Annotated in this window: 15 protein-coding genes; 6 read left to right on the top strand and 9 right to left on the bottom strand. The window is 65.1% G+C overall.

Annotation, left to right across the window (positions count from 1 at the left end):
• Positions 1-5 precede the first annotated feature (5 nt).
• The 3 genes from PQR32_RS26625 to phaP all read right to left on the bottom strand — a co-directional run bounded on the left by PQR32_RS26625 (position 6) and on the right by phaP (position 2751).
• Positions 6-1283 carry a DUF3443 domain-containing protein gene (locus PQR32_RS26625; protein ID WP_408233868.1) on the bottom strand — a complete coding sequence of 426 codons (1278 nt, stop codon included), beginning with the start codon at positions 1281-1283 and terminating at the stop codon, positions 6-8.
• Between the two features lie 11 nt (positions 1284-1294).
• Positions 1295-1744 carry a DUF2844 domain-containing protein gene (locus tag PQR32_RS26620; RefSeq protein WP_408234112.1) on the bottom strand — a complete coding sequence of 150 codons (450 nt, stop codon included), beginning with the start codon at positions 1742-1744 and terminating at the stop codon, positions 1295-1297.
• 581 nt (positions 1745-2325) lie between these two features.
• A complete protein-coding gene (gene phaP / locus PQR32_RS26615) occupies positions 2326-2751 on the bottom strand; it encodes a TIGR01841 family phasin (RefSeq protein WP_408205019.1) in 426 nt (141 codons plus the stop codon).
• A gap of 352 nt (positions 2752-3103) precedes the next feature.
• Between phaP and PQR32_RS26610 the strand changes: the two genes are divergently transcribed.
• Positions 3104-3553, top strand: coding sequence for a hypothetical protein (locus PQR32_RS26610; RefSeq protein ID WP_408233865.1), 450 nt, complete (start codon positions 3104-3106; stop codon positions 3551-3553).
• A 783-nt stretch (positions 3554-4336) separates the two neighbouring features.
• Positions 4337-5104, top strand: a complete 768-nt coding sequence (locus PQR32_RS26605; RefSeq protein ID WP_408233862.1) for a DUF4410 domain-containing protein — start codon at positions 4337-4339, stop codon at positions 5102-5104.
• Positions 5105-5190: 86 nt separating this feature from the next.
• Here the strand turns inward: PQR32_RS26605 and PQR32_RS26600 are convergent, their stop codons facing one another.
• From PQR32_RS26600 to PQR32_RS26590, 3 genes are read right to left on the bottom strand one after another with little or no spacing between them, the layout of a single operon-like run.
• Positions 5191-5868 carry a dihydrofolate reductase family protein gene (locus PQR32_RS26600; protein WP_408233859.1) on the bottom strand — a complete coding sequence of 226 codons (678 nt, stop codon included), beginning with the start codon at positions 5866-5868 and terminating at the stop codon, positions 5191-5193.
• A gap of 59 nt (positions 5869-5927) precedes the next feature.
• Positions 5928-6551: an RNA polymerase sigma factor gene (locus tag PQR32_RS26595; protein ID WP_408233856.1), complete on the bottom strand. Its 624-nt coding sequence runs from the start codon at positions 6549-6551 to the stop codon at positions 5928-5930.
• Between the two features lie 29 nt (positions 6552-6580).
• Entirely contained in the window at positions 6581-7612 is a 1032-nt protein-coding gene (locus PQR32_RS26590; protein ID WP_408233853.1) for a MerR family transcriptional regulator, read from the bottom strand.
• Positions 7613-7849: 237 nt separating this feature from the next.
• Between PQR32_RS26590 and PQR32_RS26585 the strand changes: the two genes are divergently transcribed.
• Complete coding sequence (locus PQR32_RS26585; protein WP_408233850.1) at positions 7850-8857, top strand: NAD(P)/FAD-dependent oxidoreductase; 1008 nt, start codon at positions 7850-7852, stop codon at positions 8855-8857.
• A gap of 126 nt (positions 8858-8983) precedes the next feature.
• Here PQR32_RS26585 and PQR32_RS26580 read toward each other — a convergent pair whose 3' ends face one another.
• Entirely contained in the window at positions 8984-10081 is a 1098-nt protein-coding gene (locus PQR32_RS26580; protein WP_408233847.1) for an NADH:flavin oxidoreductase/NADH oxidase, read from the bottom strand.
• 87 nt (positions 10082-10168) lie between these two features.
• On the opposite strand from PQR32_RS26580, the gene PQR32_RS26575 reads away from it, so the two are divergent.
• Positions 10169-10498, top strand: coding sequence for an ArsR/SmtB family transcription factor (locus PQR32_RS26575; protein ID WP_408233844.1), 330 nt, complete (start codon positions 10169-10171; stop codon positions 10496-10498).
• A gap of 54 nt (positions 10499-10552) precedes the next feature.
• Here the strand turns inward: PQR32_RS26575 and PQR32_RS26570 are convergent, their stop codons facing one another.
• Positions 10553-10984 (bottom strand): response regulator, encoded by a 432-nt coding sequence (locus PQR32_RS26570; RefSeq protein WP_408233841.1) that lies wholly within the window; start codon positions 10982-10984, stop codon positions 10553-10555.
• Between the two features lie 69 nt (positions 10985-11053).
• Positions 11054-12301: an MFS transporter gene (locus tag PQR32_RS26565; protein WP_408233838.1), complete on the bottom strand. Its 1248-nt coding sequence runs from the start codon at positions 12299-12301 to the stop codon at positions 11054-11056.
• Between the two features lie 336 nt (positions 12302-12637).
• Between PQR32_RS26565 and PQR32_RS26560 the strand changes: the two genes are divergently transcribed.
• Both PQR32_RS26560 and PQR32_RS26555 read left to right on the top strand, forming a co-directional pair.
• On the top strand, positions 12638-14182 hold the full coding sequence (locus PQR32_RS26560) for a sensor histidine kinase (protein WP_408233835.1): 1545 nt from the start codon (positions 12638-12640) through the stop codon (positions 14180-14182).
• On the top strand, positions 14167-14598 hold a 432-nt coding region (locus PQR32_RS26555), incomplete at its 3' end, for a response regulator (RefSeq protein ID WP_408233832.1). The genes PQR32_RS26560 and PQR32_RS26555, both read left to right, overlap by 16 nt.

Here is a 14598-nt window from a genome sequence, read left to right as displayed (position 1 = left end):
CCGACTCAATACGCGACGTAAGGCCCCGCGCCGCCAGGCGTCGGCTGCTGCTCGACGGCGGCGTACACATTGCGGCCGTAGAAGAACGGCAAGCCCCAGTCGAAGATCGTGGACGTGACGAAAGCCGGTCCCGCCAGCAGGGGCAGCGCCGAATCGCCGCTATATGTCTGCGCAATCGTCGTGGCATTGCCGACGCTGAAATTCACCGCGCTCGTGGCGCCGTTCACGCCCTGGATCATCGCGCTCAGTTGCTCGGTCGAAACCGGACAGTAATACGAACTGTTCGGGCTCGCGCAGACCGGCAATGCGCTGGTCTGGAAGAACAGGCCAGTCGAGCCGCTGTCCAGGATACTGCGCGAATACGTGGTGCCGTTCTGCACGGTCGTGAAGGTGCCATTCGACGGACTCACGCCGATCACCTGCGCGCCGCCCAGCGTGTTGTTGGTCTGCGTGCCGATGCCGAACACCAGTTGTCCCGTGACCGACTGCGCGGCGCCGGATACCGTCGGCAGGCTCAGCATCGAACCGTTGTTGTCGGTGGCGAAGTACGGAATCGGATTGGCCACCTGCAACGCTTCGGCGAGCGGAATCGACGAGCATGTCGCACCGCCGCAGCCGTAGTACGTGCCGGCCAGCGCCTGCTGCACGCAGTTCGCGCCGCAATCGTGCTTGAACACACCGATGCCGAGAATGCCGTTGGCCTGCAACGTGGCCGGCGTGTTGCGCGATGCACCGAAGTTCGCGCAATCGGCCGGTAGCGCTGCGTAGTTCGGGTCGATCACCTGGATCGGCAGCGAAGCGGCTTTTTCGCCGGCAATCTGCAAATCGGCGAGCTTGACCGGGCCCCACGTGTAGCCGTCGAAAAACTGCATGCATTCGGCGACCAGATGGCCTGATGCGTCTTTCTGTTGCGGCAGCGTCATCGAAGCGGGCAACTGGGACGCGAACAGGCGCACGCCCCACGACCCGGTATCGACCAGCACATGGTCGATGGTTTGGCATTGCGTCGTGCCCGGCGCGCAGATCGTGAGGCTGACGAACGGCATGTTCGGCACATCGCTCACGCCGGAATCGATCGTCACGCGCACCGCGTTCGCGGCCAGCGTTTGCGACGACGGCGCGGTGTTGACCACGGAGGGACCGGACGAGGAACTGGTCGAACCGTTGGTGCCGGCCGCGCTGCCCGAACCGCTGGAGCCGCCGCCCCCGCCGCTGCACGCACTGACGAGTAACGCGAGCAGCGCCACGCACAGCAAAGTCTTGAACGAAGACATATCACGCATGATCCGCTCCGTTATTGAATGATGCCGACATCGACGCCCGCGGGCACCGCTTGCGGCAGATAGGCATAGCCGGAGAAAGCGCGCAGATGCCCGCCGGAGTACACGACCAGGTCGCTGCTGGAGACCGCGAGCGGCGTGCCGCGGCGCGTCGCGGTGGCGGCGACGTACACGTCGAACGACGTCCCCAGCATGGATTTCAGATCGGGCAGGGTCGGCCCTTCCCACGCGACACCGAACACGATGCCGTTTCGCGCGACGTACTCGCGCACCAGCGTGCCGGACGGCAGCGTCATCAGGTGTACCGAATACGCGCTTTGCGTAGTGGACGTGTGAGCCACTGCGCGCAAGCGGGACTGATCGCCGTCGACGGTGCTGACGTTCTGGCCGAGCGTCGCGTGCGCGGCAAACGACAGCGCGCAGCTTGCCCCGAGCATCGCGCGAGCAATGCTGGAATAAAGCATCGGTTTCAAGTGAGTTCCTTCGAAGTGAAACGCTCGTGACCAGACATCGAGCCGATCACGAACGGGAAACCAGGGGCGCACGCTTCGCCGGTGGTGCCGTGCTGCATTCACACCGGTTGGGCTGCGTGAATGCGTCTACGGAGTAGCGGCGAGAAACTTTAACCATCGCGGCGAGACGCTGCAATCGTTTGCGGAAGGATTTAAACCTTTCCGCCGCGTGGCGTCGTTTTAGCCTGTTTGATATTTCAGGACCAGATCACCAACGGGCGGCGCTTGAGCAAGCGTTCTTGCTTCGTGGCTCGTTTAAAGCGAACAGAAAAGCGAACTGTCCAAGGTCCGTGCAGAAAAAAATCAACGCGCGCAGCATTGCTCGACCAATGTAAGCGAATGCTGAAAACATCAAGCAAAATGTCCGTTTTCCTCTGACAATACGAAGCGCTAAAAGGCTTTTCGTGTGAAGAGAAAATCGACGCAGTGATCGTGATTCGCAGAACAAAAAAATGCCGCGGATGACTCGAGGGTCATCCGCGGCATGGGTCATTCGAACGTAACGCGTCAGCGATTCGACGCATCAGCGCCCGTTACTTTTTCTGCTGTTGCAAAAGCGATTTAAGCTCCTGCACGTTTTCTTCTACGCGTTTTGCGATCACCGCATACGACTCGGCTTGCGTTTGATACGCCGCTTGCGCCAGTTGTTGCATATCGGCAAGCGACTTGTGCAGGCTCTGCTGGATCAACTCGGCAGCTTTGCCCGATGGTGCAGCACCACCGGCCGACAATTGGCCCGTCAGCGACTGCAATTCGCTCAGCGTCGAGCGCAACATGTCGGCCTGTTTCTGGGCCAGCGACTGCATGCCCTGGAAGGCCGTCTGATTCGCCTGAACCAGTGCTTCCATGTCCTTGCGTCGCGCTTCCATGATGGCGGGTACGTCGAAGCCGGGGAGCTTGAACTGCTCCAGCATTTTGGTGAGATCGCCAAACGGATTGGCGGCGTCAGGTCGGTCCATGCGAAATCCTCCTTAACGGTTGAATACTCGCCGGCGGTGCATCGCCGCGTTGTGTCTCCGTGACGCATGCACTGGCGGCGTCGCGTGCGCCGCGCGTCCGCAGGAACGGGCTGGTTCTGGGGTCGGACGGCACATCGCTCAATCATGCGCCATCCGGAAACAATGCGCCAGCGGGCACACCCTGGCTCACGCGTCACCCGTCGACGGGACTTGGCGGCCATCGGCCGCGCGGCATGGAAGGCGCGGTAAGTTGCAAAGCGGCTTCAGTAACCCTACGAATCGGCATGTCGACTATCGTCGCTCATGTGCTGGCGCACTGTAGCGCCGGCCCTGTCTCGATGGGAGCGAGTTCATGAAAAAAGCAATCTTGAGCGCGGCGCTGAGCGCCGTTCTGACTCTGGCCGCGACGGCCGCATTTGCCCAGGAAGCGCCGCCGCCCGCGGCTCCTCAGTCGCATGGCGAGCCGCAGCGCGGCGACGGGCCGCCGCCGCATGGCCGGATGGGTCCGATGGGCCCCGGCTTCGCGGTGATCAACGATCTGGAACAGTTACGCCGCCTGTATGCAATGAGCGGACATCAAGGCGAAATCATCGCCGTGTATCACGACGTGCTGAACAAGACGCAAGATCCGATGCTGCGTCACTACGTGTATGACTCGCTGGCTCGCGAGCAGTTGAAGCCCGCCAATCCCGATCAGGCGATCGCGACGCTGCGCACCAGTCTGTCGGAAGACCTCGCCGCCGCGAACAAGGCACCGCACGGCGCGCCGGGCGGGATGCCGCCGCCGGCTCAGGCGCAGTAAATTCTTGCCGCGGCGTCACGACGTAAGCTTCGCCGTGACGCCGCGCATGAACCAGGTGATCAGTCCATGCCGTGCTTCACCGCCGCGTGCCTCGCTAACTGAGTGACCGTTCGACGCGCACGTTAGGGCGCCTCGAATGCGGACATTTTTTCCTTCGAGAACAGCCGCGCGGCAACTCAAACCGTCGAGCTTCCGATTGGAAGCGCTCCCGTCTGCACCTTGCCTAACCATTCATGATGCTGCGTTAGCTTTCCCACATTGCCGCTTCACTGACCACTTCTCATCTTCCGTCAGGTGATTAGGATATGAGCACTGCAACTCTGGTGCCCTGGTGAAGAATGCGCTACCCGCTGAACATGGCCGTCGCCGCCGTCCTACTGGTTTTTGTTCTTGTCTGCATCATCAAGCTCGCCTTGAACTGATGGGCGATACGCATGGCGCCGCCCGCGCCGTTGCATGACCTCACGCCGCTGGCCGGCGCGGTCGATCCACATCCGCACATCCTCTCTTTTCCCGCCACGTCCGCTGACTTTCGCGACACGCGAAAGCCCCGCCCGACGCCACTTCGCGCCGTGACATAGGACGAAATAATTGTTGAATGGAGTTCGGGAAGTGACGCGACCATACTTCGTTTCGCTGCCGGTGCGTACGAAACAGAACGCATGAGATCGAGGGTGCTTCACGAGCGAGACGTTTCGCCGATGATCAACGATCCTACGGTTGCCCGATCATCGAGAGAACCGTTCGAACATTCCGGCACCGCGTGCCGACGACAGGATCAACATGTTGACTTCAGTGAAATTCCTCAGAAAAAATGCCGCCCGTTTGGCCTGCGTGACGATGGTCTGCTGCAGCGCGCTGCTGACCGGTTGCGCCGGCAGCGGCATCAAGGATGCAAGCGCGGCGAGCACGCCGGTCCAGGTGCGCCCGGACAACATCTATGTCTACACCTTCGACGCCAATCCGGACGAGGTCAAACTGGACGGCGGCATGATGCAGAAAGTGAAGACGCAACTCGAAGGTTCGTCCGCTGCGCAAAAGCAAGCCGCCGATGCCGCCGAAGTCCGCGAACAGGTCGCCAACGAAATCGTGCATCAATTGCAGTCGATGGGTCTGCGTGCGATCCGCTCGGACATCCCCGCACCCGCCGATCAGAATGTGCTGCTCGTGCAAGGCAGCTTCGATACGATCGACTCGGGCAATCGCCGTCGCCGCATGTTGGTCGGCCTCGGTGCGGGCAAGAGCCAGGTCAGCAGCTCGGTGCAGATTCTGTATAAGCCCGCGGGCGGCACGCCGCGTCTGGTGCAAACCTTCACCGCCAACGCCGACAGCGGCAAGGCGCCGGGCATGGCCGAGACCGCGGGCGTGGGCGCGGCGGCCGGCAGTATCGCGACTTCGGCGGCCGTGGGTGGCGGCTTGCACGCCGTATCCGAAACCAAACGCGCGGGTGTGTCAGCGGATGCGAAGCGCCTCGCCGACGCGGTGGCCAAACAGATTGGTGAGATCGGTGTGAATGGCGGATGGCTGTCGACGGAGCACATCAAAGGTTGATAACGCATGGCCGGTGTGTTGAACCGGAACGATCATGAACAGCGCGCGGCAGAGTCGGGTTTCGATCCCACTCTGCCGTTCGCTTTTCAGGCCTTCGTATAACGCAGCCACACCGCACCGTGTTCCTTTTGTTCAACGGACGTGAGCTTCAGATACGCGGGCGCTTGCCACTTCTCCATCGCCACTTCGAACGAGGAAGGATGTTCGCTGCGGCCATCCACCAGCGGCAAAATCAGCACGCTCACTTCGTCGACTAGACCGGCATTCACGAACGCGCCGCTCACATGCGAACCGCCCTCCACGATCAGCTTCTTCACGCCGAGCTCACGCACCAGTGTCTGCACGACCTTGCCGAGATCGATTTCGGTCTTGCCGCCGAACACGTATGACACGCCGATCGATTGCAGGTAAGCGAGGTAGTCGTCGGCAACCTGTTCGGTCAGCACTTCGATCACGTGCGACTTGAGCGCGGTGTTGCTTTTCCAGGCCACGCGGCCCTGCGGGTCGATCGAAATCGCGTATTGGTCCGCTTTGCGTTCGACGAAATGATCGGTGCGAGGCACGGTGCCCTTGGCGAGCCCTTTCGGATAATCCGTGCCGTGGGAAATCTCCTGCATGGTGACGCGCCCGCAGATCCAGCCGTCGGCTTCGAAAGTGGCAGCCGTGTCTTCGTACAGGTCCGACGCGTAGTCGAGGTGCCAGCCGTCCGTCAGGCTGCGGCCGTCGAGCGAGGACATCATGTGAGCGACGATATAAGGGTTCATGCGTCAAGCCTCCGTGTCAGGTCAATGAAAAGACCTTGCAGCAAGGGCCGTTCCGCGAATCAGTAAAGGCCGCCGTGATGCGGCGCATGTCGCGCCTCGACCATGGCGCGTAGCGACTCCAGCCCACGGCTGATCCAGCTCTTGACCGTGCCGACCGGTGCATCGAGCGTATGCGCGATCTCCGATTGCGACTGCCCCCGGAAATAGGCGAGCGCGATCGCCTGTCGCTGACCCGGAGTCAACCGGCCGAGATAGCAGGACAGACGTTCGGCGTCCAGCGCGAACTCCTGCCAGAAGTTCACGTCGGCGTCGCTCGCGGCGATGCGCTCGTCGAGTTCCTCGACATACACGCCCGAGTACGGATTGCGCCGCAGATAATCGAGCGCCTGGTTCTTCACGATGGTCGACATCCACGTGGACGGCGAGGCCTTGGCCGGGTCGTACGAACCGGCGAAGCGCCAGATCTTGATGAAGCCGTCCTGCACCACTTCTTCGGCCGACTCGCTGGTGCGGGTCACACGCACCGCAAGGCCGAACAGCGACGGCGCCGACGCCCGGTACAGCGCCTCGAACGCGCCGGCCTCGTGCCTTGAAACACCCTCGAGCAGCGCTGCGAGATACGCGCTCTTCTGATCCAGCGCGGACGCGCAGAGGGTCGCGTCGGTCGAAGCATCATGTGACATTGCACATCCTCCGAGACGGTGCGCGCGTATTACGCCTGATCGGCCTGTGGCGACTGAGGTCCGGCAAACCAGCCCTCCTCCCGCGCGACGCGCTCGAGCGCCGCCTCGACCATCGCGCAAGCCCGGTTGCTGACGTCGCCCAGATAGCGGTGCAGCGCGGCGTCCTGCGCCGAACGCGACGTACACACGTCGCTGTAGCGTTCGAACGCTGAGAGCTTCATGACCAGCTCCGCCAAATGGCGCGGACATTCGCACGCGATCGTGGATGAACGGCCTGCGATGGCTTCCAGCTCGCGGTCGTCGTAGCGACGGCGCACGCGCGACCACACGGCGTCGTCGCCGATGCGTTCCTGAACGCGGACGCGTTCGCACAGGTCACCGAGCATCTGACGGAATTCCGTCCGGCTGTCGGGCTCGCGATAAAGACGCACGCCCGCCACGCGCAGAATCTCCGCCGCCGGGCCGGTACCGAAGCTGTAGACCACCGCGATCGCCTTCGCGCGGACGGCGTCGCCGAGCGCGATGATCTGCGACGCGATGTCCTCTTGCAGCGAGTCGACGCTGACCAGCAAGGCGTCGATCGATTCGCGGCGCTCACCGCTCGTGCCGGTGCCGGCCCCGGCGATAGAGAGATCGGCAAACGTGATCAGCTCGTTTACGCCGTAGGGCCGCAAATCGACACCCGACGCCTGAAAACGCTGTGCAAGGCCGCCGCCCACCAGAGCCATCCGCAGATCGACGGACTCGACGAGCGGTAGGTCAGCCGCGCCGCCGCTCTCGCGTCCGCTGCGCGCGGCCAGAAACTGCAATTGCTCGCGATCGAGCCGCGCGATTGCGCCGATCGCGTGGCCGCGGCTCACCAGCAGTTTGATCAAACTGAGTCGCCTGACGTCGTCTTCTGTGTAGAGACGCTGGCCTGACGCGGTTTTGGCCGGCCCTACCACACCGTAACGGCGCTCCCAGATTCGCAGGGTCGTGACCGGCATCTTCGCCAGGCGCGCCGCCTCGCCGCTTCTGTAGCCCTGTTGAGCCGGTTGTTGCTCGTCAGACGAAGTCATCATGAAACCCTAAGTGATTCGATTCTCGATTCAAGCATACTGCATTTCTAGCGAAACGAAACGAATTAGCGACTCACAATCCATTATTGAAACGGATTTTTTGATGCACTATGATTCTTAACGTCGCTCCCCATATTTCGCCTCCTCAGCCTGAAGACCACCCAAGACGCCCGCGCACGCGGCCAGCGGCCGCCTCGTCCGGCGCCGGACAGCCCTTCCAGCCATCCAGGTCAATGCACCGTGAAGACTTCTGACTCCCGCCCCCATATCGCGGTCGTCGGCGCAGGCATTGCCGGTCTGTCGTGCGCCACGACCCTGCGCGCCGCCGGATGCCGGCTGCGCCTGTTCGACCGAAGCCGCGGCCCGGCCGGCCGCATGAGCGCGCGGCGCGATGGAGACTGGCAGTGCGACCACGGCGCGCAATATTTCACCGCCCGCGACCGCGCGTTTCGGGCCGAAGTCGCGCGCTGGCAGAAAGCCGGGGCGGCAGCGGCGTGGCCCGCGCGCCTCGCCGTGCTGGGCGCGCCGGGTTCGATGGCGCACACCACGCGGATCGAGCGCTTCGTCGGCACGCCGCGCATGAGCGCGCCGGCGCGGCTGCTGGCTGAAACGCTGCCGCTCACCACCGAGTGCACGATCGAGAAAGTGTTGTGCGAGCCGCAAGGCTGGCGGCTCTGGTCGGCCGAGCACGGCGCCATTGATGACAAATTCGATGCGGTCGTGCTCGCCATGCCGGCGCCGCAAGTCGCGCCGCTGCTGCACGCGCCGGCGCCCGAACTCGCGTCGATGGCGCGCAGCACCGTAATGCGCGCGTGCTGGGCGCTGATGCTGCGCTTCGACGGACATGTGCCGCTGGCGTTCGACGCCGCGTTCGTCAACCACGGACCGCTTCGCTGGATGGCGCGCGACAGCAGCAAGCCCGGCCGCGGCGGTCCGGAAACCTGGCTGCTGCACGCGACCGCTGAGTGGAGCGAAGCGCACCTCGACACGCCGCCCGAGCAGGTGGCGGCCGCCATGCTGGAAGCCTTTCAGCATTGCGGCGGACCAAAGCCGGCGGCGTGGACCGCGCACCGCTGGCGTCACGCGGACGTCGCACCGGACGGCGATCCCACGCCGGGTTATGTATGGCGCGACGTCGATGGTCTGGGCCTGTGCGGCGATTGGCTGAATGGCGGACGAGTGGAAGGCGCATGGCTGAGCGGCAGAGCGCTCGGGCATGAGATGCTGCGGGCGCTGCAGTCCATCTAGCGCGTGGAGAGACGGGGCGCCGGGCGCTCGCGTGGGGACAGGATGCGATGTGCCGCCTGCCCCGGCGCATGAATTGGCGGGACAAGCGGCACGATCAATCGATACAGCAGACTTCGAGACGGAAGCTTAAGCGACCTTGTAGCGTTCCAGCCAATGCGCGTAAGGCGCCGGCAACGTCCATGACGGACGTTCGAGGCCGAGCTTTTTCGCCGCATGGTACGGCCAATGCGGATCGGCCAGATGCGCGCGGCCGACCATCACCAGATCCAGTTGCCCGTCCTTCACCGAACGATCCGCCAACTCCGGCGTGTCGATGCCCCAAGCCGACGAAACCGGGATGCCGGCCTCGCGGCGCACGCGCTCGGCGATCGGCGCGAGAAACGCCGGCGCCCACGGAATCGCCGCCGTCGGCGTGGAGAAGCCGACGCTGACGCTCAGCATGTCCAGCCCTTCGCGCTTGAAATTCTTCGCCAGTTCGATCGATTCGACCAAGGTTTCCTCGTCACGTCCGTCGTACTCGATCACGCCGAAACGCGCCGTCAACGGCAGATGCTCCGGCCACACCTTGCGCACCGCCGCCAGCGTTTCGAGCATGAAGCGGCTGCGGTTCTCGAGGCTGCCGCCGTAGGCGTCGTCGCGCTGATTGGAGTGCGTCGAGAAGAAGCTCTGGCCGAGATAGCCATGCGCGAAATGCAGTTCGAGCCATTCGAAGCCCGCGTCACGCGCACGCTTCGCAGCGGCGACGAAATCTTCGCGAACGCGCGCGATGTCGTCGAGCGTCATGGCTTTCGGCACCTTCGGCAGGCCGCCGCCGAACGCGATCGCCGAGGGCGCGATGGTTTGCCAGCCGCGGCTGTCGCCGTCGGCGATGTGGTCGTCGCCTTCCCACGGACGGTTCGCGCTGGCTTTGCGCCCCGCGTGGCCGATCTGGATGCCCGGCACCGCGCCGGCCGCCTTGATCGAGGCCACGACCGGCGCGAACGCCTGCGCCTGCTCGTCGGTCCAGATGCCGGCGCAGCCCGGCGTGATGCGGCCTTCGGGCGACACGGCCGTCGCCTCGACGATCACCAGCCCAGCGCCGCCGCGCGCCAGACCCGCCAGGTGGACGCGGTGCCAGTCGTTGATCAGGCCGTCTTCGGCGGTGTATTGGCACATCGGCGGAATGGCGATCCGGTTGCGCAGGGAAACGTCTTTGAGCTTGTAGGGCTGGAACAATGCGGACATCAGGCTAAACTCCTCTGGACTTGCTTGTACGGTAGTTCGATAAACATCGAATAACGAAGTATCGCAGAAACCTTTATCATTTGCAGGATGCGCACTTATAACCACCCCGCCGCCGAGGATTTCGCGCTCGGGCGGCTCTTTCATGCCCTGAGCGACCCGGTCCGCCTGGAGATCGTCCGGCGCCTCGCGTCGGTCGACGAGGCCACCTGTGGCGAACTCGACGGCGGCCGCCCGAAGTCGAGCGTGTCCCATCACTTCCGGATCCTGCGTGAGGCGGGCCTCGTGCGCACGCGCGTGGCCGGCACCGTGCATCAGAATTCGCTGCGCCGCCCGGAACTGGACGCCCGGTTCCCGGGGTTGATGGAGGCGATTCTCAAGCAGATCGTCGAGCAACCGGCGGAGAGCGAGCTGGCTTGAGTTTGGGAGCCGCCGCTTGCGCCGACGTGACTCAAGCGACGCGATCCGGCGCAGCTATTCCCGCCAGAGCTTGCGCATCAGCGCGAGCAGCGCCGTCGGTGCCGTGCCTTTTTGACAATAACCGTCGAAATTGTGACGTGCTTTGCCGGTTTCCCTGACGTGATCCTCATCGAGCGACGTGAACGCGACAATCCCCAGACTCTGCGTCGGCAGATAGCTGCGCAGCGCGCTCGCGGTTTCATAGCCGTCGCGCTCCGGCATCATGATGTCGAGCACCACGACGTCTGGTACCCAGTCCCGCACGCAGCGCAGCGCCTGCTCGCAGCCATTGGCGGCACGGGCTTCCACGCCTTCGTAGGAGAGATAGGTGGCGAGTGCCTCGGCGGCGCCGGCGTTGTCGTCGACGACCAGCACGCGCGGCATTTCGTGCAAGACCCGGATCTCACGGGCGCTCCACCTTTGGCAAGTAGCGGGGGTTCGGGGCATGTGTGACAGCTTGCGATAAAAACATCAGCGGTCAGCAAGCGGCGTACCAATGGTCAGTGGAAACGGGCGTCACGACGCCGGTGACGTTGCCTCGACCGCATCGCGTCCGGCTCCGTCACCGGGCGCGCACGCATGTCGGAGTGACGCCCCGAAGCTCAGCCACAACACCAGCGAACCCGTCGACACCGCGCCGAGCGCGATAAACGCGGCGGGATAACCGAAACGGTGCGCGAGGATTCCGCCCAACGCCGGGCTCAACGCCGCGCCGGCGCCCTGCACGGTCATCACGATGCCCTGCCCGACGTTCACCCGCCCGCTGCCTTCCAGCAGGCGCACCACCAGCGCCGGCACCGCGACGCTCTGCAATCCCGCGCCGATGCCGTCGAGCGCTTGCACCGGCCACACGCCCCACGCGTGTATCACCGACGCGGCGATCAGCCCGCGCATCGGCAGCGCCAGGAAAGTCAGGAGAATCACCCACCAGTAGCCGCGCCAGCGGATCAGCCGGCTCGCCAGCATCGCGGCCGCGACCATCACGAGTTGCGCGATGACGATGGTCTGCGCGGTGAACGCGCTCGGCTCGCCCTGATGGGCCGCGACGATCGCGAGCCCATAGAGCGGCAGCATGGCCGCGTTGCCCAGATGGAACAGGCCGAGCGCCGCGGCGAGCACTAGCAACGGACGGGATTGCAACAGCACCCGCAAGCCGCTCGCGGGTGCTTTGGCGTCGGCATTCGCATCGGGACCAGCGCCCCGCGCGGCATCGTGATCGATGGCATCGCCTGGAATCGACGCCACGGCGGCAATCGACAGCAAGCCGAACAACGCGCTCAGGACGAATACCGCGCCGAACCCGTAACGCCAGCCTAACCAACCCGACAGCGCCGCCGCAACGACATTGCCGCCATGATTGGCCACCTGATTGCGGCCGAACTGCCGGTCGAAACCCTGCTGCCTGACCATGCCCAGCGTCATGCCCGCCAAGGCCGGGCCGATCGCCGCGCCGGTGATCGCGGTCGCCACCTGGGACGCCGCCACCATCCAGTAGCCGTGCGAGATCCACAGCAAGCCGGACGCGAGCATGGTCATCAGACCGGCGCTCACGACGAGGCTGCGCTTATGGCGCGTCGCGTCGACCAGCGCGCCGGCCGGCGAAGTCGCGAGCATGCCGGCGATGCCGCCGATCGTCATGACCGTGCCGATCTGATCCGCGCCCCAGCCGCGCGCCTGCAGAAATACGCCGAGAAACGGTCCGATACCGGCTTGCACATCGGCCACGAAGAAATTCAGCGCCTCGAGCGCGCGCTGGGCTTTCACGATGCACCGCGCACGGCGCACCGGTCCCGCGCGCCGCGTGGCGAACGGTTCAAGCGTATCGGCTTCAACATGCGGACGACCTCACTGGCGACGAGTGCCGGGACGGCGGCCAGCCTGACGCAACTCGTATGCCATTGAGCCGCGAACGCCGCGAGTATGACCACGCGGCCAACGGTGACTCAACGTGCTGTCCGCTTCGTGGACAGCGGTTGTCCAGCGGCGCAACAGCCAGCCCGCGCCCGTCCGCTTGCAGCGTCGTCGAACGCCTGACGGTGGCTCGCGCACCACGGGCCGGAATTTTGCTACTGTCTAGCTCCAATCCTTCACCGCGCACTCATGGCCGCTGCTCCCCGACGTTTATCGTTCGCCAGTCAGCTGATCGTTTTCTGGCTGCTGGTCGCGGTGATGTGCGCGGTCCTGATCGGGCTCGTGTGGTTCATGGCGCAAGCGAATCTCGGACGGCAGATCGGCCTCGCGCGTCAGCAGGGGCTGGCCGGCTGCGAGACGATCGGGTCGCGCTACGACCTGTCGATCGACCGGACGCCCGAGCCGCTCGCCGCGCCACGGGCCGGTCAGCCCGCGGCTGCGTCCACCCCGCAACCGGCGTCGCCAAATGTACCGAACACGGACCTGATGCACGCGATCCTCGACATCGTGCTCGCGCAAATGGACGGCGTGGAAGGCGGCTTCTGGCGGCCGGACGGCGCGCCACGCGGCAGCTTCGACGCTTACGCGTTTCCGACCTATCAGGGCAGCGGCATCAAGCGCGACATCCCCGACGCCGAAACGCCGCTGATCCTGCGCACCTTGCGCGCTGCGTCCACGACTCGCGCGGCGGCATCCGGATTTGTCGAAGGCCAGCAGGACGCCGTGATCGTCATCGCCTGTCCGGTGCCGCATCGGGATGGCCTGTTTGCGTGGACACTGTCGCGCGTGCATCCGCCGCTCGGACCGTCGGGCAAAGCGCTCATCACGACGCTCGCGGTGCTGCTCGCGGTGATCGTCGGAATCGCGATCGCGCTCGGCGTTCTGCTGCGACGCTGGCGCGCCAATCTCGCGCGCATCGAGGCCAGCTTGAGCCGGCCTGCCGACCTGTTTGCGCCGATTGCGCCGACTGGCGAGCCCGACCTCGACAAGATCGTCCACGCCTTCAACGCTTATGGCGCGCGCACCACGTCATTGCAGCAGCAAGCCGGCGAACTGCATTCGCAGCTCGCGGCCGCGGAGCGCTTTGCGGCGATCGGCCGGTTTTCGGCGCAAATGGCGCACGAGATCCGCAACCCCATCGGCGCAATGCGGCTCAAGGCGGAAAATGCCCTGAACGGCGACGCCGAGCGCAAGCAGCGCGCGCGCGGCGCGATCCTCGAGCAGATTCAGCGGGTGGAGCGGCAACTGTCGGGTCTGCTCGCGCTGACCCAGCCCGTACGGATCGACGCCCATGCCGTCGACTTGCGCAGTTGGCTGGCCGAGCGCGTGGAATGGCATCACGACGCGGCCGCGCGGGCCGGTATCACGCTCGCGTTGGAGTGCGCCGACAGCCTTCCCGCGGAGGCCCGTTTCGACGCGGAGCAACTGGCGCGCGCCATCGATAATCTGATCCTCAACGCGCTGCGTCATACGCCATCCGGCGGCCACGTCACGCTGCGCGTGGCGCACTCCGCCGCGGCGCTGCGGATCGAAGTGACCGACGACGGCCCCGGCGTGCCACATGCCGAGCGCGAGCGCATCTTCGAACCGTTCGTGACCGGCCACGCTGCCGGTTCGGGGCTCGGCCTCGCCGTGGTCCGCGAGATCGCTGCCGCCCATGGCGGCAGTGCCTTCTATGAAGCGCGCGAGCGCGGCGCCTGTTTTGTGATCGAGATCCCATGGCGCACATCCTGATCGTCGACGACGACGACGCCTTCCGCGAAAGCCTCGCCGAAACGCTCGGCGACCTTGGCCATGTCATCGAGCAGGCGGGCAGCGGCCACGATGCGCTTGCGAGGCTTGCCGGCGACGCGCGTATCGACTGCATGTTTCTCGACATCCGCATGCCGGACCTGAGCGGCATCGACGTGCTCGAGCGTCTGCGCGCGATGCCGGCGCGCGCGGCGCTGCCCGTAGTCGTGCTGACCGCCTTCGCCACCAGCGACAACACCATTCACGCGATGCGGCTCGGCGCCTTCGAGCACCTGACCAAGCCGGTCGGGCGCGATGCGATCGCGTCCCTGCTGCACAAGATCGAAGCATCCAATCGCGGGGCGGCGGGCCCGCCCCGGCCGGCGGGGCCCGCACACGGCCCCCCCCCCCCCCCCCCC

Source organism: Paraburkholderia dipogonis (genome assembly GCF_046027395.1).
GTDB lineage: Bacteria > Pseudomonadota > Gammaproteobacteria > Burkholderiales > Burkholderiaceae > Paraburkholderia > Paraburkholderia dipogonis_A.
Note: the sequence above shows the minus strand (reverse complement) of the source record. Positions and strands in the feature narration are given on the sequence as shown.